The organism is Acetobacterium sp., assembly GCF_039830195.1.
In the GTDB taxonomy this organism is placed as follows: Bacteria; Bacillota; Clostridia; order Eubacteriales; family Eubacteriaceae; genus Acetobacterium.
This window is the reverse complement of the sequence record NZ_JBDODG010000018.1, coordinates 40536-59499: the sequence shown is the minus strand read 5'-3', so window position 1 is coordinate 59499 and position 18964 is coordinate 40536. Positions and strand designations below refer to the sequence as shown.

General features: G+C 44.0%; 27 protein-coding genes, 2 tRNA genes and 1 pseudogene. 26 read left to right on the top strand and 4 right to left on the bottom strand.

Features of this window, described 5'->3' with window-relative positions; all coding sequences use genetic code 11:
• The first annotated feature begins 153 nt into the window (after nucleotides 1-153).
• The 4 genes from ABGU93_RS06870 (at nucleotide 154) to ABGU93_RS06855 (ending at nucleotide 1509) form a co-directional block, all read left to right on the top strand.
• Nucleotides 154-229: transfer RNA gene (locus ABGU93_RS06870), tRNA-Lys, on the top strand.
• A gap of 221 nt (nucleotides 230-450) precedes the next feature.
• Nucleotides 451-807: a BMC domain-containing protein gene (locus tag ABGU93_RS06865; RefSeq protein ID WP_347412733.1), complete on the top strand. Its 357-nt coding sequence runs from the start codon at nucleotides 451-453 to the stop codon at nucleotides 805-807.
• Nucleotides 808-822: 15 nt separating this feature from the next.
• Nucleotides 823-1323 carry a EutP/PduV family microcompartment system protein gene (gene eutP / locus ABGU93_RS06860; protein ID WP_347412732.1) on the top strand — a complete coding sequence of 167 codons (501 nt, stop codon included), beginning with the start codon at nucleotides 823-825 and terminating at the stop codon, nucleotides 1321-1323.
• A 111-nt stretch (nucleotides 1324-1434) separates the two neighbouring features.
• Nucleotides 1435-1509: transfer RNA gene (locus ABGU93_RS06855), tRNA-Gly, on the top strand.
• A 50-nt stretch (nucleotides 1510-1559) separates the two neighbouring features.
• Here ABGU93_RS06855 and ABGU93_RS06850 read toward each other — a convergent pair.
• The 3 genes from ABGU93_RS06850 to ABGU93_RS06840 form a co-directional block, all read right to left on the bottom strand.
• The gene (locus ABGU93_RS06850) at nucleotides 1560-2726 is read right to left on the bottom strand and encodes a site-specific integrase (protein WP_347412731.1); all 1167 of its coding nucleotides are present in this window, start codon (nucleotides 2724-2726) and stop codon (nucleotides 1560-1562) included.
• 152 nt (nucleotides 2727-2878) lie between these two features.
• The gene (locus ABGU93_RS06845; protein ID WP_347412730.1) at nucleotides 2879-3508 is read right to left on the bottom strand and encodes a hypothetical protein; all 630 of its coding nucleotides are present in this window, start codon (nucleotides 3506-3508) and stop codon (nucleotides 2879-2881) included.
• Between the two features lie 64 nt (nucleotides 3509-3572).
• Nucleotides 3573-4190, bottom strand: coding sequence for an XRE family transcriptional regulator (locus tag ABGU93_RS06840; RefSeq protein WP_347412729.1), 618 nt, complete (start codon nucleotides 4188-4190; stop codon nucleotides 3573-3575).
• A gap of 109 nt (nucleotides 4191-4299) precedes the next feature.
• Between ABGU93_RS06840 and ABGU93_RS06835 the strand changes: the two genes are divergently transcribed.
• Both ABGU93_RS06835 and ABGU93_RS06830 read left to right on the top strand, forming a co-directional pair.
• Complete coding sequence (locus ABGU93_RS06835) at nucleotides 4300-4548, top strand: helix-turn-helix domain-containing protein (RefSeq protein WP_347412728.1); 249 nt, start codon at nucleotides 4300-4302, stop codon at nucleotides 4546-4548.
• 85 nt (nucleotides 4549-4633) lie between these two features.
• Nucleotides 4634-5056, top strand: a complete 423-nt coding sequence (locus ABGU93_RS06830) for a hypothetical protein (RefSeq protein WP_347412727.1) — start codon at nucleotides 4634-4636, stop codon at nucleotides 5054-5056.
• A gap of 8 nt (nucleotides 5057-5064) precedes the next feature.
• Here the strand turns inward: ABGU93_RS06830 and ABGU93_RS06825 are convergent, their stop codons facing one another.
• Complete coding sequence (locus tag ABGU93_RS06825; protein ID WP_347412726.1) at nucleotides 5065-5259, bottom strand: hypothetical protein; 195 nt, start codon at nucleotides 5257-5259, stop codon at nucleotides 5065-5067.
• Nucleotides 5260-5396: 137 nt separating this feature from the next.
• On the opposite strand from ABGU93_RS06825, the gene ABGU93_RS06820 reads away from it, so the two are divergent.
• From ABGU93_RS06820 to ABGU93_RS06725, 20 genes and pseudogenes are all read left to right on the top strand, one after another.
• Complete coding sequence (locus ABGU93_RS06820; RefSeq protein WP_347412725.1) at nucleotides 5397-5597, top strand: hypothetical protein; 201 nt, start codon at nucleotides 5397-5399, stop codon at nucleotides 5595-5597.
• Nucleotides 5594-5995, top strand: coding sequence for a hypothetical protein (locus ABGU93_RS06815; RefSeq protein ID WP_347412724.1), 402 nt, complete (start codon nucleotides 5594-5596; stop codon nucleotides 5993-5995). Before ABGU93_RS06820 ends, ABGU93_RS06815 begins: the two co-directional genes overlap by 4 nt.
• Nucleotides 5996-6083: 88 nt before the next feature.
• Nucleotides 6084-6257 (top strand): hypothetical protein, encoded by a 174-nt coding sequence (locus tag ABGU93_RS06810; RefSeq protein WP_347412723.1) that lies wholly within the window; start codon nucleotides 6084-6086, stop codon nucleotides 6255-6257.
• Nucleotides 6254-6457, top strand: a complete 204-nt coding sequence (locus ABGU93_RS06805; protein ID WP_347412722.1) for a helix-turn-helix transcriptional regulator — start codon at nucleotides 6254-6256, stop codon at nucleotides 6455-6457. Before ABGU93_RS06810 ends, ABGU93_RS06805 begins: the two co-directional genes overlap by 4 nt.
• The gene (locus ABGU93_RS06800) at nucleotides 6454-6801 is read left to right on the top strand and encodes a hypothetical protein (RefSeq protein ID WP_347412721.1); all 348 of its coding nucleotides are present in this window, start codon (nucleotides 6454-6456) and stop codon (nucleotides 6799-6801) included. Before ABGU93_RS06805 ends, ABGU93_RS06800 begins: the two co-directional genes overlap by 4 nt.
• Before the next feature lie 88 nt (nucleotides 6802-6889).
• Nucleotides 6890-7066 (top strand): hypothetical protein, encoded by a 177-nt coding sequence (locus ABGU93_RS06795; protein WP_347412720.1) that lies wholly within the window; start codon nucleotides 6890-6892, stop codon nucleotides 7064-7066.
• Nucleotides 7066-7299: a hypothetical protein gene (locus tag ABGU93_RS06790; protein WP_347412719.1), complete on the top strand. Its 234-nt coding sequence runs from the start codon at nucleotides 7066-7068 to the stop codon at nucleotides 7297-7299. The genes ABGU93_RS06795 and ABGU93_RS06790 overlap by 1 nt, the downstream gene beginning before the upstream one ends.
• Nucleotides 7296-7589: a hypothetical protein gene (locus tag ABGU93_RS06785; protein WP_347412718.1), complete on the top strand. Its 294-nt coding sequence runs from the start codon at nucleotides 7296-7298 to the stop codon at nucleotides 7587-7589. The genes ABGU93_RS06790 and ABGU93_RS06785 overlap by 4 nt, the downstream gene beginning before the upstream one ends.
• Nucleotides 7590-7820 carry a hypothetical protein gene (locus ABGU93_RS06780; RefSeq protein ID WP_347412717.1) on the top strand — a complete coding sequence of 77 codons (231 nt, stop codon included), beginning with the start codon at nucleotides 7590-7592 and terminating at the stop codon, nucleotides 7818-7820.
• Nucleotides 7813-8271, top strand: coding sequence for a hypothetical protein (locus ABGU93_RS06775; protein ID WP_347412716.1), 459 nt, complete (start codon nucleotides 7813-7815; stop codon nucleotides 8269-8271). Before ABGU93_RS06780 ends, ABGU93_RS06775 begins: the two co-directional genes overlap by 8 nt.
• Entirely contained in the window at nucleotides 8268-9425 is a 1158-nt protein-coding gene (locus ABGU93_RS06770; RefSeq protein WP_347412715.1) for a DUF2800 domain-containing protein, read from the top strand. Before ABGU93_RS06775 ends, ABGU93_RS06770 begins: the two co-directional genes overlap by 4 nt.
• 92 nt (nucleotides 9426-9517) lie before the next feature.
• Nucleotides 9518-10246, top strand: coding sequence for a DUF2815 family protein (locus ABGU93_RS06765; RefSeq protein WP_347412714.1), 729 nt, complete (start codon nucleotides 9518-9520; stop codon nucleotides 10244-10246).
• The gene (locus ABGU93_RS06760) at nucleotides 10243-12225 is read left to right on the top strand and encodes a DNA polymerase (RefSeq protein ID WP_347412713.1); all 1983 of its coding nucleotides are present in this window, start codon (nucleotides 10243-10245) and stop codon (nucleotides 12223-12225) included. The genes ABGU93_RS06765 and ABGU93_RS06760 overlap by 4 nt, the downstream gene beginning before the upstream one ends.
• A gap of 12 nt (nucleotides 12226-12237) precedes the next feature.
• Complete coding sequence (locus ABGU93_RS06755; protein WP_347412712.1) at nucleotides 12238-14790, top strand: virulence-associated E family protein; 2553 nt, start codon at nucleotides 12238-12240, stop codon at nucleotides 14788-14790.
• 164 nt (nucleotides 14791-14954) lie between these two features.
• Nucleotides 14955-15239: a VRR-NUC domain-containing protein gene (locus ABGU93_RS06750; RefSeq protein WP_347412711.1), complete on the top strand. Its 285-nt coding sequence runs from the start codon at nucleotides 14955-14957 to the stop codon at nucleotides 15237-15239.
• Nucleotides 15236-16603: a DEAD/DEAH box helicase gene (locus ABGU93_RS06745; protein ID WP_347412710.1), complete on the top strand. Its 1368-nt coding sequence runs from the start codon at nucleotides 15236-15238 to the stop codon at nucleotides 16601-16603. Before ABGU93_RS06750 ends, ABGU93_RS06745 begins: the two co-directional genes overlap by 4 nt.
• Complete coding sequence (locus ABGU93_RS06740) at nucleotides 16603-17037, top strand: helix-turn-helix transcriptional regulator (protein WP_347412709.1); 435 nt, start codon at nucleotides 16603-16605, stop codon at nucleotides 17035-17037. The genes ABGU93_RS06745 and ABGU93_RS06740 overlap by 1 nt, the downstream gene beginning before the upstream one ends.
• Before the next feature lie 172 nt (nucleotides 17038-17209).
• Entirely contained in the window at nucleotides 17210-17764 is a 555-nt protein-coding gene (locus ABGU93_RS06735) for a dATP/dGTP diphosphohydrolase domain-containing protein (RefSeq protein ID WP_347412708.1), read from the top strand.
• Nucleotides 17761-18276: a DUF1492 domain-containing protein gene (locus ABGU93_RS06730; RefSeq protein ID WP_347412707.1), complete on the top strand. Its 516-nt coding sequence runs from the start codon at nucleotides 17761-17763 to the stop codon at nucleotides 18274-18276. Before ABGU93_RS06735 ends, ABGU93_RS06730 begins: the two co-directional genes overlap by 4 nt.
• A 472-nt stretch (nucleotides 18277-18748) precedes the next feature.
• Nucleotides 18749-18892 (top strand): annotated as a pseudogene (locus tag ABGU93_RS06725) (HNH endonuclease); the annotation flags it as partial.
• Between the last annotated feature and the right edge of the window lie 72 nt (nucleotides 18893-18964).

The following is an 18964-nucleotide window of genomic DNA, read 5'->3' as shown; positions in this document are numbered from 1 at the left end:
TATTGAAAATACGAACCTTTAATACAGCATGACCCATTAGCTCAGTTGGTATAAGTAGAGAACCCAAATCTTTGATTTGGTGTGAATCACTTAGTTAGGCAAACTTGAGCATTACACAATCGTTTGAAGACAAATAAAAACTAAATATCTTATGACCCATTAGCTCAGTTGGTAGAGCATCTGACTTTTAATCAGGGTGTCGGGCGTTCAAGTCGCCCATGGGTCACCAATTTTTATAATTTAACCGCAGATAATGCGGTTTTTTTGCGCCTGTTTTTGATTAACAAGTTGAGAAGACTGAAATATTACATGAAATTATAAAAAAAATACTATTAAAAACCAGACAATTCCATTTTATTTTCTGATTAAAATGATATAATTATGCAGTAATATTAAATGGATATAAAGAAATAGAGAAAAGGAGGCGTTATTGTGGAAAATATACTAAACATGAATGAAGGAAAACTGAGAATTATTCAGGAAACAGTTCCGGGGAAACAAGTAACGTTAGCTCATATCATTGCCAGTCCAGATGAAATTGTCTATAAAAAACTGGGTTTGAATCCCAGTGTCGATTATCAGAAAGCAGCCATCGGGATACTGAGCATGACACCATCAGAAGTATCCGTTATTGCCGGAGATTTAGCTATAAAAACATCGGTTATAGATATGGGATTTATTGACCGATTCAGCGGCACGCTGATGTTTACCGGAAGAATATCAGAAGTAGAGTCAGCTATCAAAACTATTTTGGCCTATTTGCAGAATACCTTAAAATTTACAATTTGCGAGATAACAAAAACCTGAGAATGAAGGCATAACATGAAAAAAATGATATTAGTCGGCAGAAGTGAATGTGGAAAAACCACCTTAAGACAAGCATTAAAAGGAAAAGAAATTCGTTACGAAAAAACTCAGTATGTCAATCATTACGATGTGGTGATCGATACACCTGGAGAGTATGCAGAAAATAGCAGCTTAGCTCGTGCGTTAGCGCTTTACTCATATGAATCAGATATTGTAGCCTTGCTGATCAGCGCCACGGAACCCTATTCTCTCTATCCGCCTTGTGTCACTGGGGTTTGTAATCGTCCAGTTATTGGCATTGTAACTCAAATTGACGCCCCAGACGCTAATGTTAAGCAGGCAGTAGACTGGCTTGAGTTAACCGGCTGTCAAAAAATATTTGAGGTCAGTTCTTATACCGGCGAAGGGATCTGGGAGATTCTGGATTATCTAAAAGATGAAGGCGATATCCTGCCGTGGGATAAAAAATCAGATGCTGAAAAACCAAGAAACATTATATCAACTAAAATGATGTAGTCGAAGTGATGTTTTAGCCTTGCGGGTTGGGGAGACGATCCAATAAAAAAATAGCATTGCGATAATTAAATCCTTGCAGTCTGATAAATTAATTGTTATAATAGTACCGTTGCGGAAGTGGCTCAGTGGTAGAGCACTGGCTTCCCAAGCCGGGGGTCGCGAGTTCGAATCTCGTCTTCCGCTCCATACCTCACTTTTTAACATCCGGCTTAACATTTTACCTACAGCTTTACCTATTAAATGATATCATAGAGACTGTCTATTACTGAGATAGTCTCTTTTTTCATGCTGTCCATTACGTGAGTATAGGTCTCCATGGTCGTGCTCAAATCGCTATGACCTAATAATTTTTGCATCACTTTTGGTTCCTGCCCCAGCTCAAACAATCGGGTTGCATAGGTGTGCCTGAGATCGTGGAAACGCTTTTCTTTGTCAATCCCGCAAAGTGCAAATTGTTCTCTTAGTTTTCGAGTAACATAGGTCCGATCCAGAAACCCACCGATCTGGTTGGAAAAGACAAGGGTGTTATCGTTTTGAGCGATCCGGCACCTTAGTAGCATTTCGGCTTGAGTAACTTTGTAAGCTTTCAATATTCCCCCGGTCCGCTTTGGGATGTTCAATTTCCGGATGCTGTTCATCGACTTAGGTGGGCCCACTAAATCCTCATATTTTAGTGTTTCGATATTTTTGACTCTTTTATATGTTTTGTAAATATCGATTGTATTCTCATCGAAATCAATATCCTTCCAGGTTAAAGCAAAAGATTCGCCTTGTCGGAGCCCCATATCGATAGACACCAGATACAGTGCTTCAAAGTGGTGCCCCCGGATCTGCTTAATGAATCGCAGCTGTTCATCTTTTGTCATTGGGCGGACATCAGACTGTTTTATCTTTGCTAGCTGTTCTGTGGCTGTTGGCTTTGGAAGGATAACTGCTTTGGAAAAGTCTCTTATAGTATATCCGTTGTTGTACATATACCGCATAAATGGGGAGATTAATTTATGGACTGTCCGGATGGTATCAACAGTTCTTTTGTCCGCTATGAGCTCTTTGTAGGCTTCTTGAATGGTCATGGAGTCCATGACAGCTATCTTTGTTTCCCACATCTTTGTTTTCTTAATGTGATTCTCCATCGTCCCATGGTACCGGTCGATTGATCCAGGCTTTTTATCTACAATGCAGACATTGTTAAACCACAAAGTGAATGCGTCGCCAAAGGTTTTAACATTGCGGAGAATCCCGGATTGTAGCTGATCTTCAGCGGATTTAATCTTGTCTTTCAATTCCTGTTCGGTTTTACCATAGATGTACTTGTAACCGGTCTGAAACTTTTCACTGTAAAGTTTATGAAAAAAATAATCTGTGCCGTTGATATTTTTTTTCTTATACTTTGATCTTGCCATTCTTTAACCTCCTTAATTTAGGGCATAAAAATGCCCGGTAGTTGTAAAACTCCGGGATATAAAGTATAATATTAACGAACTGTATATCGCGATTTATATCCCGGTATGTGTAAAGCCGTTCTCATGTTCGTAGCATGAGGGCGGTTTTTTATTTAATTGATTTGGTAATATTTAGCAATTAATGAGGGTATTGTTATTTTGCCGCCGAGAGTTGAATTATAGGACATCAGGCCGACATAAGTTCCCCACAACGTAACTGTGTCATCCTCTAGTATTCTACCTTGACCGAATGCGCCCGTATAATCAACGTAAAACATCTGATCATAATTATCGTCAATGGCTATTCTATATTGAGCACCGTTTGATTTTTCCATTACCTGAACGACTTTACCAGTGATAACAAGTTTCATATTTTTATAACTGTCGGGAGTTCTGGCTAGATCATTATAAGGTTGGGCGACACAAGCGGCTTTGAAATCAGGTTCGGAAATCTCTTTGACTGCCGTTTGTTGAGTAGTTTGTGATTTTGGCGACGAACCGCTGGCCGGAGTATTCATGACGTTGGCCCACATCGATGCGAGTAGTACGACAGCCAAAACAATGCCTAATGTGATCCAGTTATTCCGTCTTATTTTTCGTTTCGTTTCTTCTTTCTGGTCAGGGCTTTTGATAGCCGCCTTGGGAGTCTCTTTAGCCGGGTCTGTTTTTACAACGGGTGCGCCACACTCTGAGCAAAATTTCTTTCCCTCAACATTTGCGCCGCATTCTGAACAAAATTTCATAACAACTTACCTCCTAAATAAGATAAGTTTATTATAGATCATGCTGAAAAGCATTGCAATGGATTTACATTTTTCGTCTTAACTCTTTGACCACTCCGAGGATCGTAACACCATCTTTTCCGGGTTGATAAGTTTTAGGTGGGTATTCCGGGTTGAAAGGCTTTAGAGTAACAGATCCATCATCATTCTTGTGAACTTCTTTGAGGGTGGCATCGTAACCATTGACATAGACGACAGCGTCCTGGCCACTATTGCAATCAGGCGTGATTTCAATGATTACGGTATCACCTTCAAAATATTTCGGGTACATGCTGTCACCTTTAACGACTAGGGCAATAAATTCTTTGCCGAAACGGGTCCATGACGCTGGAATCTCTTCATGCCCGATAATGTCCTCAACACACTCAAGCGGTTGACCTGCTGGAACCGATCCATATACTTTGATGGTGATTGTGTCGGTATCCATCGGTACTTTTTCGACGTTGGCGTCCCAGCCCATGAGATAAGCGGGAGTAGTGTTAAATAATTCTGACAACAATTCTATTTTATCAGATGGTATATTGGCAATCACACCAGTTTCGTAACGCTGGACAGTCTGTTTGCTGACACCGAGTTTTTGAGCTACTTCTTCGAGAGTATATCCATTTTCTTTTCTCTTTAATCTTATTCTAGCACCGATCATGATTCCGCCTCCTTATTTTTATAATTTGCATTATATACGGAAATAACATAAAATGCAACAAAAATGTTACTAAAAATTGAAAAAGTTACTTGACACGAGACTTAATGCGGTGTATCATAAAGTCACATTAAAAGTGACAGGAGGTGGTGAAATGATTCTCGTGAATGAGCTCAAAGGACGCATCATTGCCAATGGCTTAACACAGGCGCAAATGGCTGATATCCTTGGTATTACGCCGAAAACTTTTCATTTAAAGATGAAAAAAGGTGTTTTCGATTCCGATGAAATAGAACAAATGATTTCGATTCTGAAGATCGAAAACCCAGTGGAGATTTTTTTTGCAAAGAAAGTCACTTAATAAGTGACTTAAATGAATTAGGGAAACAGATACGAGAACAAGTTACTGCTGCGAATTCAGTATATTAAAGAAAGGAATAAATTAAATGAAAATGCAAGCATGGGGGAAAATCAAAATGGAGGACAATCCATATTTCAAAATGTCTTTTGAAGAAAAGAAAGACGCAGCTTTAAAAGCGATAGAAGGTCAGCCGGACGATACCGGGATGATGATTAAAAAATTGGACGAACAGATTGAGTCACTAAAAGGTAGAGATATCAACGATACAACAGAAATTAGTTTAATATCATTGGTTTGCTTGATGCGACACTATAACGCATTGTTTGATCAATCATCAGACAGCAGACCCGCCAGCTTAGGTGAAGCCTGTACGTTCTGCCCATTACTTTATTTGGGAGAATGTGAATTTTATGCATTCGACAACTTAGACGAAGTGATCAAGTTTACCGGAATGAAAATCCGACATGGTAGAAAAAAGCTACTCTCATCGGGCAAGGATAAAGAGTAGCTTATAGATTAAACTCTGGTTTTAGCCGCTTTTAAAAATATCGGACAATTGCCAATTTTGCACTCATTAACATCATCGCAGTCATGTGTTGCGGCTTTATGTACTGGTGAATCTCCGCCAAGCACATTAAAGGGTTTGAAATAAACCATAATCGTCCGATCCTCATCAAACGTTGGACAGTGGCCTGTAAATGGTTTTAACATTACTATTCACCTCCTTTCCTAAATTTCAGCGGTGCGACGCTGATAACTTAAGTATAGGAGTAGGAACAAAAAGAAACTACGGCGATGTCATGAAAACAACAAATAATGTAATGAAAAGTTAGAAAGGAGCCAATCTAATGCAAAAAGAACTGTTATCTGTCAAGGAGGCTGCTAAGGTCCTTGGCGTTGGTATCAACTGTGTTTACGGTCTAATCCATAGCGACCCCACATTTCCTTATGTGGTGCTGGGGGACCGGAACATTAAAGTATTGCCGGAACGATTGCCGGAGTGGAAAAGGAAACTGTTTCAAAAACAATTGGAGGATCGAACACAATGAAAAAACATGAACTTAAAGATTACAACCGGCTATTAAGAGCCGAAATCGAGGCACTGAAGTACATATTGCAAGAAGCTGAGGATAGCCTTGGCGATGGCTGCCGGTGCGGTGAGATCAAACTGCTGCAGGAAGAAAACACCGAACTGCTAAAAGACATCAACGATCTTCATGCTGAATATGCTAAAAGCCATGTGGATGCCGGTAAAGCGTTATGTGAACTGGTTTCAGATATTCGTGATCTGAGAATCAAACACACGGAAGAAACACAGGAGTTAAGATCTAGTTTCTTAAAACAACTCAAAACCATTAAAGAGCGTGAGACCCGGGCCAATGATGAGAATGTGCGGCTACAGAGCAAGATCGCAGGATTGAAAAATGAAATGGAGGTAAGTAAATGATTTTTGGATATTTATCAGCGTTGCTGGTTGGCTTGTTCGTCGGTGTGATCGTCGGCCAGGCTGTGGATATAACACCGCGGGTGAAGAAATGAGTAACCTGACATACGACCAACAGAACCAGATGCTTAACACCAGGAAGATCAACCGGGAAGTTGGTCATTATTTCGCTGAAAAACAGGGTGATTCAGATAAGTTTAAAGCTCAGGTCGAATTGGATCAACGGGCCAGACAGCGACCCAGTTATTGTGGAGGTGGCAGATGAATGCTGGCCTCGTGATATCGTCTTTACGAGAAACCCAGGATCTTAGTTTAAGGGATCTTGAAAAGATGTCAGGAATTTCAAATACAGCAATTCACAAATGGGAGAAAGGGATTTCAGTACCGCGCGTTGATGGATTACAAATGGTTCTCGAAGCACTGGGTTATAAACTGCAGGTTGTTAAGAAGGAGGGTACGAAATGACACCTGAACAAATATGTGAAGAACATGAACACGTTAAGTATCGCCTTGAACAGGCCGCTAAAAAATATGCGCCATATGTACCAGAGGCTCAGACATTGTTGATACCGCCTAAGGGGAAATGGTGCAATGGAGATTATAAATTCTGTCCTCATTTACTTTGGGGAGGTTATTGTAAAAATCTTCATGAAAGATTGATGTCAGTTGACGGTTGTGAATTTACCACTATCACAGATGTCCAATTTTGGGATTGCTTTGACAAGGAACGCAAACCACACGACGCTGGCGACCATGATGTAGCCGTCGGGGGATACACAGTATACAAAAAGAAGTGTGGGGTTAAATGAAAAAGACTCCAATCGATTGCAGTCGATGTTTGGAGCCGTTACAAAAATAGTTATTACAAATATATCACGAATTGGAGGATATTGCAAATTGAGTAAATCATTAAATGACATTTTAACAGAATTGGGTTATGAGTCCTGGCCGAGCCAGTATCCGAGCAAGAAACGGATCATGAAAGATGGAAAGCTGATTAATTCGATGTCAGCAGGGGAATGCTGGAATTATTTACGACATAACCACCCAGAGTATTTTGAGGGGGTAAATTGATGGAAATTTGTGCTGATCAAGCAATTGATCATACTTTATCTACCGAACGGATCAAGGAGATCCTGGAAGCGAACGGCTATAACGGCAAGAAGGATAAAGGACTTGTTTATTCAAGACCTGGCTGTCATGACATCAAGGTTGTTGAGGGCTTTGCCGGCGGGCATCTGTTCCGGGTCAACGGTTGGATGCTGACAAGACTGGACAAGGCGATGGAAAGATCGGGGGCAAAATGATAACAATTGAAGAAGCGGAACGACTTAGAGAAAATTATCATTTTGAAGAACCTCGTGGATCTGGTTCTTTATACCGGAAATTGATACCGGTGGTAACTGCAACCGGCGAAACGGCAATGATCGCTGAACAACCTTACTTGAAATTCATGAAAAATAAAAAGATTGATATTCTGGGATTTGAGCCCACGTCAAACGGTGTGATTCTGAAGTACAAAAGTAAAAACTCATCTGTTGTCGGTATTGTAGAATTCAGAGATGTTTCAAACAGGTTAAAAAAGAAAGGGGTTTAAATGGCTGATCAACTAATATTTGTGAGACAAAGCAAAGCTAAGTCATTAGCCAAAAGTGAGGTTATTCGGGTTGATGGCGATTCCTATAACGAGATTGTCAAAGTGGCGCATGAAGCCGGGATTTCGGTTCAAAAAGCCGCTTCAAATATGATCAAGTTCGCAATTGAAAGAGTGTCTTTTGTAGATGAAGACGATTATGAAATTAAAAAAGGAGAAAAAATAAATGATTGAAATTACAGTAAATATCCCAGGATTAGAAAGTTTGGTGGAAGCGTTAAAGGGGATGGCTAGCCCTCATGTGCTGCAGGATATAAAGATAGGTAGTGCAGCCCAGCCGATTCAACAACCCTTGCAAGCGCCACCTGCTAACCAAGATCCCCCGACAGTATATGCGCCGGCCCCTCAACAGATGGCCTCGCCGGTAACGGTTCCCGTGGATCAGCCAATACAGCAACCAGTGCAGCAACCGATTCAAACACCTCCTGCCGGGATTCCAACATCGGATGTGAATTACACCAATGAACAGTTGGCGGTGGCGATGACCTCTTTAGTGGATGCCGGTAAAATGGACGCAGTCAGAGCGCTATTGAACCGCTTTAATGCCCCTTCCTTGATGCAGTTGCCTAAAGAAATGTATGGAGCCTTCGCAAATGAATTGCGACAAATGGGGGCGAAATTATGAGTCATGCGCTGCTTAATGCAAGCGGGGCGTCGCGGTGGCTTAATTGCCCACCGAGCGCCCGCTTAGAACAGGATTTCCCAGACTCAACCAGTGAAGCCGCAGCCGAAGGCACGCTGGCTCATGCGCTGGGTGAGCTGAAACTGCAAAAATATTTTACCCCGATGTCAAAAATGACTTTCACGAAACGCCATAACAAGATCAAGGCAGATCCACTCTACACCAAAGAAATGGAGGATTATACAGACGAATACCTGGATTATATCAAGGAAACTGCTTTGCGATACCCGTCTCAACCGACTATTACAATAGAAAAAAAAGTGGACTTTTCATCCTATGCCCCTGAGGGATTTGGCACGGCCGACTGTATTTTAATCAGCGGTGATACGCTTCACATTATTGACCTTAAATATGGTAAAGGGGTGCCGGTATCGGCTGAGAAAAACCCTCAGATGCGCTTGTATGCGCTGGGCGCTCTTAAAGAATATGACTTCATCTATGCGATCAAAAGTGTCCAAATGGTGATTTTTCAACCGAGACTGGATAATATTTCTGTAGACGCAATGGAAGCCGAAACTTTATTAAACTGGGGTAATGCTTTTGTTAAGCCTTTAGCCCAGCAGGCGTTCAAGGGTGAGGGTGAGTTTATCCCGGGCGATCATTGCCGATTCTGCCGGGCCAAAGCGGTGTGCAGGGCCCGGAGCGTAACCAACACGGCACTGGAAGATTTCAAAGGGAAATTACCCCCTTTACTCAGTAATGAAGAAGTTGGAGATCTGTTATTAAAAGCCCAGGATCTGGCAAAGTGGGCGGAGGATCTGAAAGAACACGCTTTAAAAATGTGTTTAGCCGGCGAGACTGTTCCCGGATGGAAAGCTGTGGAAGGGCGGTCTAATCGATGCTTTACCGATGTTGATGCCGCCTTTAAAGAGCTGACGACAAAGGGGCTGGCTAAAGAAGAAGTCCTCTATATCAGAAAGCCGATCACACTGACTGAAACAGAGACTCTTTTAGGTAAGAAAGAATTTAATACCGCTTTATCTGAGTTTGTGGTAAAGCCACCCGGAAAGCCGGCGCTGGCAAAAGCAACCGATAAGCGAGAACCCTTAACCCTGAAAAATGATGCAAAGACAGACTTTGCAAACACTCAAGTATAAACCATGGATCGTGGTGAGTTGGCCTACATAGAGGCCTTGCAGTTAGACCAAATTGAAAAAATAATTAATAAATCTTAAGGAGAAATAAAATTATGAAACAACCAACGCAAGTAGTAACCGGACAGGTAAGATTGACATTCCCTCATTTATTCCAGCCTTATTCAAATCAGCCAGGTCAAGAGCCAAAGTATTCAACCACCATGCTGCTGCCTAAATCCGATGTGGCCACAAAAGCCGCCATTGACGCCGCCATTAATGCAGCCATTGAACTGGGCATCACCAAGAGCTGGAACGGCGTTCGCCCTCCAAAAATTAATCTGTCAATCCATGACGGTGACGGGGTGCGACCTAATGGCGAAGCATTTGGACCTGAGTGTAAAGGGCATTGGGTCTTTACGGCATCCAGTAAGAATGCGCCTGAAGTGGTCAATTATCCAGGTCTTGAAAGAATCTTAAACGAATCGCAGATCTACTCTGGTATCTACGCCCTGGTATCACTTAATTTCTTCCCTTATGCAGCTAGCGGAAACAAAGGTATTGGAATTGGCCTAAATAACGTCGCCAAGGTCGCGGACGGGGAGCCATTAGGCGGACGGACTACCGCGGCTAATGATTTCGCCAGTGTGGCGCAAGCACAGCAGAATAGCCAGTGGCCCGATCAATTAGGCGGTCAACCTCAACAAGGATACCAGGCGCCGCCCCAAACATACCAGGCACCACCAGTGCAGCAAGGTTACCAACAAGGATATCAACAGCAACCCGCTCCACAGCAAATTGATCCGATCACCGGGCTTCCTATCGGGGGCGTGTATGGGATATGAGGCATCTAGCAATCGATATTGAAACCTATAGCGATGTAAATATTACTAAATCGGGACTCTACAAATATGTAGAGTCCCCTAATTTTCAAGTTCTTCTTTTTGCTTACTCTCTGGACGGCGCCCCGGTTGAGATCGCTGATCTGGCTCAGGGGGAACAGTTGCCCGATTCGATTGTAAGCGCTCTCTTTGATCCCAACATTATCAAACACGCATACAATGCCCCCTTTGAGTGGTTTTGTTTATCGAAACATTTTAATATTCAAAACCGCAATACCTGGTTATTACAGTGGCAATGCACAATGTTCCACGGCCTTTATTGCGGCTACACCAAAGGGCTGGGCGTTACAGCAAAGGCTTTAGGGTTCCCGGATGACAAGCAGAAAGACCGGTCGGGGAAAGCCCTGATTCAATATTTTTGTGTACCGTGTAAACCCAGTAAATCAAATGGTGGCCGAACACGGAATTTCCCGCACCATGACACGGATCGCTGGGAGTTGTTCAAGGATTATTGTGTGCAGGATGTTGTCGTGGAGATGGAGATTGAAAAGCGGTTATCCGGCTTCCCGGTGCCGAATTTAGAACAGTATTACTGGTATCTGGATCAGGTGATGAATGTCCGGGGCATCCGGGTTAACACCGACCTGATCAACAGCGCTATTTATTGTAATGACGTGGTCATGGACGAATTAAGAAGTGAAGCCGTGGAGCTCACAGAACTGGATAATCCGAACAGCGTTACCCAAATGATCGACTGGTTGAAAACTCAGGGCGTTGAGACGGATAACCTCCAAAAAGCCACCGTTGCAGAGCTGATGGTTAAAGCCACCGGCGCCTATAAACGGGTGCTTGAGATCCGGCAGGAAAGCGCCAAAACCAGTGTAAAGAAATACCAGGCCATGGTTGAGACCGTCATGGGCGATGACCGGATCCGAGGACTCTTGCAGTTCTATGGAGCGAACCGGACGGGCCGCTGGGCGGGGCGCTTTGTGCAAATGCAGAACCTTCCAAGAAATTATCTGGATACTCTGGATCATGCCCGGGATTGCGTTATTGATAGAAACATTGGCGCCTTAAAAATTGTTTATGGAAATATCCCGGATACACTGTCTCAGCTGATCCGGACGGCGTTTATCCCCTCTGAAGGGCGAACGTTTGTCGTTTCAGATTTCAGTGCCATTGAAGCCCGGGTCATTGCCTGGTTAGCCGGCGAACAGTGGCGACAGGAAGTGTTTGCCACCCACGGCAAGATCTATGAAGCTTCAGCCAGCGCCATGTTCGGCGTGCCGCTCGAAAAGATTAAAAAAGGCAACCCGGAATATGCACTCAGACAAAAAGGAAAGATCGCAGAACTGGCCCTGGGTTACCAGGGAGCGGCCGGCGCCCTGATCACCATGGGCGCCCTTAAAATGGGCTTGTCCGAGGATGAGCTGCCTGATATTGTCAGCCGGTGGCGGGGATCGAACAGGCGGATCGTGGATCTCTGGTACAAAATGGACAACGCCGCCATTGGTGTTTTGGAGACCGGGCAGCCAACCGGAGTAAAGGGTGTTATCTTTGCCCGGGAAGGTGATTTTGAAAATAACCAGGACTTTTTAACAATACGACTACCCAGCGGGAGGCAGCTATTCTACGTCAAACCTTTTCTTGCCCCTAATCAATGGGAAAAGCCAGCGTTATTCTACCAGGGCATGGACCAGAAAACTGGTAAATGGGGTGTTCAACAGACCTATGGCGGTAAGCTGGTGGAAAACATTGTCCAGGCAATCGCCCGGGACTGTTTGGCTGTGGCCATTGATCGATTAGCCCAGGAGGGTTATGAGGTGGTGATGTCGGTTCACGATGAGGTTATTATCGATTGCCCGGTTGAACAGGCGGATCTGGAACGGATCAACGCGATCATGGGCGCCCCCATTGAATGGGCGCCGGGGCTTTTACTCAACGCCGAAGGTTATATTACCAACTACTATAAAAAAGACTAGGAGGGCTATCTATTGAATCACGATAAACAACTAACAATCTCCGCAGCAGGCAGCCGAAAAGCCACCTCCTGGCCACCACAGACGCTTATGTGGTCTGAATTCGTTGACCGGCTGAAAACGCCTGTTAGAAGTGCGGAATCTTTACAGCAATATCTGAACTATAACAAAGGCATCCAGGACGATCTGAAGGACGTTGGGGGCTTTGTGGGGGGAACCCTGGAAGGTAACATCAGAAAGGCCGGTCATGTGATCGGTCGGGATCTGATCACGCTGGATATGGATAATATCCCCTCTGAAGGTACCACCGGCATTTTACAACGGATCGGGTCCATGGGTTTTGCTTGTGCGGTTTATTCGACCCGGAAACATGAAGCAATTAAACCGAGATTACGAATTGTGGCACCGCTAAGCCGAACGGCAACCGCTGATGAGTATGAGCCGATAGCCAGAAAGCTTGCCAGTATTTTAGGCATTGAGTTCTGTGATCCGACAACCTTCCAGTCAATGCGCTTAATGTACTGGCCGTCGTGTTGCTCTGACAGTCAATATGTGTTCCACGTCTGGGATAATCCACTAATTAACACAGATGGAATGCTGGGAATGTACACCGATTGGCGAAATATTTCCGAGTGGCCAGTGGTGCCAGGGACGGATCAAGCGCATGAACGACTTCTTAAAAAGCAGGAAGACCCGACTACTAAAAAAGGTGTTGTGGGTGCGTTCTGTAAAACCTATGACATCTATAAAGCAATTGAGACTTTCATACCTGGGGAATATGCTGCTTGTGATACCGCTGATAACCGGTTGACCTTTACCGGCGGATCAACGACCGGAGGCGCTGTTGTCTATGAGGATGGGCTTTTCTTATACTCCCATCATGCAACAGACCCCTGCAGCGGTAAGCTGGTTAATGCGTTTGACCTGGTAAGGCTGCATAAGTTTGGCGATCAGGATGATAACATCGTGCCAGGAACGCCGGCGAACCGGTTACCAAGTTTTACGGCGATGTGTCAGTTTGCGGTCGCTGATCAAGCGGTAACTGGGCTGATGAATCAGGAACGCTATGAACAGGCAACCGAAGAATTTTCCAAAGTAAATATTAATGGAACCGTTGAGGGAACCACCAACGTTTTGCCAGAACCAGAGAACCTCGACTGGATCAACCAGATGGAAGTGGCACCGACAACCGGCTTACCGACTAAAACAATTGACAACGTGCTGATCATTCTGGAAAACGACCCCCGACTTAAAGGCAAACTGGCTTTCGATGAGTTCGCCAACCGTGGTTTAGCGATGGGATCCCTCCCTTGGGATGTCCGGGGCGAACGCCGGGCATGGAGTGACCCGGATGATGCGGGGCTGCTCCACTACCTGGAACATGTTTATAAGATCCAGCTATCTGATAAGCGGCTTTATGCTGCTATGACAATCTGCTCACAACGGCATAAATTTAATGACGTGAAAGACTACCTGACCGGTTTGACTTGGGATGGCGTTAAGCGTCTCGATACTATTTTTACTGATTATTTGGGCGCTGAGGACAATATTTACACCCGGGCCGTGGCTAGAAAGAGTTTAGCCGCAGCCGTGGCCAGAGCCATAATCCCAGGTACCAAATATGATTACATGCCAATACTGGGCGGACCCCAGGGGATTGGCAAGAGTACCTTTTTAAGACTATTAGGCCACAAATGGTATTCCGACAGCTTACAGACCTTTGAAGGCAAAGAAGCCAGTGAGATGATCCAGGGGATCTGGATTAATGAGCTAGGTGAATTAACCGGGCTTTCCCGGTCAGAAAATAACGCAGTTAAGCAGTTTCTAAGCCGAACGGAAGATATCTATCGAGAACCGTATGGGCGCCGAACCGGGATTTACCCGCGGCGCTGTGTGTTCTTTGGAACCACCAACGATAATGAATATTTAAGAGATCGAACCGGGAATCGCCGTTTCTGGCCGGTTGATGTTGGCATCGTGGAACCGACAAAAGATATATTTTCAACCTTAAAAGTTGAAGTAAGCCAAATATGGGCTGAGGCTTATGTGGCCTGGCAATTAGGCGAAAAACTGTTTTTGTCCGGAGATATTGAGGCGATGGCTAAAGAGATTCAGGAAGGACACCGGGAAGTCAGTATTAAAGAAGGGATCATCCTGGAATTTCTTGAAAGGAAGGTACCACCAAACTGGGAGAAAAGAAACCTTAACGAGCGTCGGATGTTCTGGGCTACCGAACAGACGCAGGGCAGCGGCGATTTGGTTGAAAGAGACAAAGTGTGTGCCGCCGAAGTATTTTGCGAGTGTTTGGGAGGGGATCTCAAATACATGAAAAGACAAGATACGGTAGAAATAAACAACGTTCTTGAGAATGCAAAGGAGTGGAAAAAGAGTAAAAGCACCCAGCGATTTGGTAAATCTTATGGCGTTCAAAGAGGGTTTGAAAAGCTGAAACATTCAGCTGAAACAAACTGTAACATTCAGAGAATGTTACAAAATGAAGTGAAACATTGTAACAACATTGTAACATTCAATGTTACGCCTGAAAGCAAGGCAGATAAAGGGCTATAGGGTTTTGTAACATTGTAACATTAATCTATATAAATAAAATAAATAGAGGTATTAGGGAGATAGAGGGCGCACACGTACCGCCTGTACGTAAATACGCGTATACGCGCGTTACATTGTTTCAGTTACACTTTCTAAGACCTCTATTTTGAAAGAAGGTTTGATTTATGAGAGAAAAAGAAGTTGAACAATATCTGGTAAAGAAGGTTAAAGAAATTGGTGGGAAGGCTTTTAAGTTTACCAGCCCCGGGAACAACGGTGTGCCAGACAGACTGGTGTGTCTTCCCGGGGGAAGAATTGTTTTTGTAGAACTGAAAGCCCCTGGTTGCAAAACCAGACCAGATCAGAATAACCAAATGAAGAAATTGCATGATCTTGGGTGTGACGTTTTTGTGATCGATAATAAAGAAACCATCAACGGCCTGGTAGAATTTTGGAGAGAGTGGCCGTGAAGCAGTTTAACCCCCACGCCTACCAGCGATACTGCATTAACCAGATGATCATCAATAAAAATCTGGCCCTATGGCTTGATATGGGATTAGGCAAGACCTCAATCACCTTAACAGCGATTAATGATCTGAAATACAACCGGTTCGCAATTACCAAGACCCTGATCATTGCACCTAAGAAGGTCGCCCAGGGAACCTGGAACCGGGAAAAGGATAAATGGCAGCACCTGAAGCTTTTGAGAATATCCCAGGTGTTAGGCAGCCAGACCCAGAGAATCAGAGCCTTAAATCTACCCGCCGATATTTACATTACCAACCGGGAAAATGTCCAATGGCTGGTTGACTATTACCGAAATGATTGGCCATTTGATACGGTGGTCATTGATGAGGCATCCAGTTTTAAAAGCCACCAGGCCAAACGGTTCAAAGCTTTAAAAAGTGTCAGACCTAAAATTGACCGTCTGATCGAGTTAACCGGTACACCGGCCCCGAAAGGATATATTGACCTATGGGCACAGATCTTTTTACTGGATCAGGGCGAGCGATTAGGCAAAACCATTACTGCTTATCGAAACCGGTATTTTGACAATGAGTCCTATGGTTTTGGATACAACATCAAGCCCGGCGCTGAAGACACCATCCGGGATAAATTACAAGGTCTTTGTATTTCCATGAAGTCCGAGGATTATCTGGATCTGCCTGACGTAATTGTGGATGATATCCCAGTGATCCTGGAAGGCAAAGGTAAAACAGCCTACAAGGAAATGGAAAAGAAGATGTTGTTAGAAGTCGATCCGGAAACCATCGTGGATGCTACCAGTGCAGCAGTATTATCAAATAAACTTCAACAGCTTTGTAATGGCGCGATCTATGACGAGGATCATGGCGTTCATGAAATTCACAGTTCTAAGATCGAACGGTTCCTGGAACTGCTTGAAGAACTAAACGGCAAACCGGCCATCGTGTTTTATAGTTTTAAGCACGATCTGGACCGGATCACCAAAGCGCTATTAAAAAGCGGCCTGGAAGTTCGGGTATTTAAAACCCCACAGGATGAGGATGATTGGAACGCCGGAAAGATTGATGTCCTACTTGCCCACCCCGCCAGTACAGCCTACGGCCTAAACCTTCAAGATGGCGGGAACCATATTATCTGGTTTGGGCTTAACTGGTCACTGGAACTGTATCAGCAGGCTAATAAAAGACTACACCGCCAGGGGCAGCAGCAGAAAGTTATTATCCATCGGCTGATTGTAGAAGGTGGCCGCGATGAAGATATCGCCGCCGCCCTGGAAGAGAAACACGTTACCCAGCGGGATCTGCTGGAAAGCTTGAAAGCAAGAATCGAGAAAGTGAGGAAAAAATAATGACCCTACAAGAACGATTAAACCAATATATGGAAAAATATTGTCTGTCTGGCGCAGAAGTCTCAAAGCGGTCCGGGGTACACCAGAACCATATTTCAGCGATCAGACGACATAACAAATACAGTCCTCGAACAGCTAAGAATTTAATATCAGTGCTGGGCGATGAGTGTGAGCAGTATGTTATTTATTCAACTTGTGAATGCGGTAAGAAATTTATCCAGCGATCATCAAACCAGCATCATTGCAGCAGTGAGTGTTCGGAGTATTACACCGGTAGACCGTGGGGGATCAATAAAAGATACGACGAAAAAAGGAAAGCGAAAGCCGAACAGAAACGGGCCAAAGTAAATTATGCCGAATACAACGAACGGGCCAGATCCCAGGACTTGACGCATGGACAATTGCAGGGATTAGAAAGGTTAGGGCTGCGATGACCTTAGACATTTTATTGATAATCTTAGTTGTCTTGGTTCCTACACTGTATGTTTATTTTGGATATGATATCTGGAAACACCCTGATGAGCCGGACGACATGGATTGTGAAGATTGCCCGAACTATAAGGGATCGATTGAGATTTGTATTTTTGAGTGCGAAAGGTGTAAGCGATGAAAAAGTTAGGGGAAGAAATAAAAGAAAATTTCATGAAAGTGTTTGGATTAAAAGAAGGGATTGAAAAGAGCTGTGATAACTGTGATAACAATGACGGGTCAAAAATAAAATGCACTAAAAGTTGTTATGGCTATGATAAGTGGCTGCCAATCGAACCAGAGCCCGAAAAAAGCTGTTATGTTTGTAGATGGGCAAAAACGCTACCGAAAGAAGAACCGTGCGAAGGTTGTTGTAGTGGGGAGGGTACATATCTTAATTGGGAGCCCCCAGCCACAAGCCAATCAGCAAAAGCAGACAACGGTAAACCACGACCAACCTTGACCCCAACATCACTGATCCGGGCCGTGACAGCTATCCGTGAGTATGGCGCGACGAAGTACAAAAGCGATGATAATTGGATGTCAGTCGAACCACAACGATACAAGGACGCTTTATACCGGCATTGGCTGGCCTACTTGGAAGGCGAGGGTATTGATCCAGAGAGTGGGTTACCCCATATTTGGCATGTAGCAACAAACGTTGCGTTTTTGATTGAGATGGAGGAATTATGACACCTGAAGAACGAACAGAAAAAGTAAAATGGTTAAGCCGGTACCGGATCTTAGAGAACCAGATTAAGCGCCTAGAAGCCGAAGCCGAGCGGTGGCGATCCCGGGCGACAAATACAGTCCCAGCGCCAGTTCATTTTAAATATTATGACAGCAATAATAAAAGTGACCAGAAAGTCCTGGCAAAGATGACCCGGCAAGAGCTAAGACGCAATAATATGTTGCCGGTTGTGGTTCATGGATCAAGTGGATTAGGGATTGACGACTGCATAGCTGAAATTTCAGACATACGGGGTCAAATTCAAGAGAAAATATCGCAGTCGACAAAAGTTAGGGCTGAGATCGGAAAAGCGATTGACGCCGTTCCTGATGACAAATTGCAGCTGGTGCTTTATTACAAGTACGTGGACGGTTTATACCTTGAGCAAATATGCTGTGAAATGAAATACTCTTACCAGCATGTAAGGAGATTGCACAATGAGGCATTGAAAATTTTAAAACATGAGCCACAATGAGCCATGAGATCGTGTTATTATGATACAATGAAATAAACAACTGATGATATCGGCAACCACCTAATAGGGTTCGGCGTTATCATTGTTGTTATAGGCATCGGGAAACCGGTGTCTTTTTTAGCGCCCAGAAAAGGAGGTGAGGCCAGTGGCTAAAGGAAAATATGAATATTGGTTAACAGAAGACGGTCTCACCTTGCTTGAAGGATGGGCCCGGGACGGGCTGACAGACGAACAAATTGCCCACAATACTGGGATAACTGCGACAACTCTTTATGCTTGGAAAAACAAATATCCTGAGATTTCTGAGTCCCTAAAAAAGGGCAAAGAAGTTGTTGATCGCCAAGTCGAGAATGCTTTATTAAAAAGAGCCCTTGGTTTTGAGTATGAAGAAGTGACCAAAGAGCGGATCATTGATACAGGACAAGCCCAGCGCCATGGTGGCGAGTCCGAATTGACAGAAAAACAATGGGAAATGGCAAAATCTTATTTTGGACATTCTTGTGCTTACTGCGGCGGATCTGGTAATTTAACGAAAGATCACCTTGACCCGCTGGCAAACGGCGGGGGATTGACTATTTCAAATATCATCCCGGCTTGCCAGAGTTGTAACAGTTCAAAGAAAGATAAGCAGTGGCTCTCATGGTTTCAAAGCCAAAAGTTTTATGATCCTAAAAAAGCCGAGAAAATT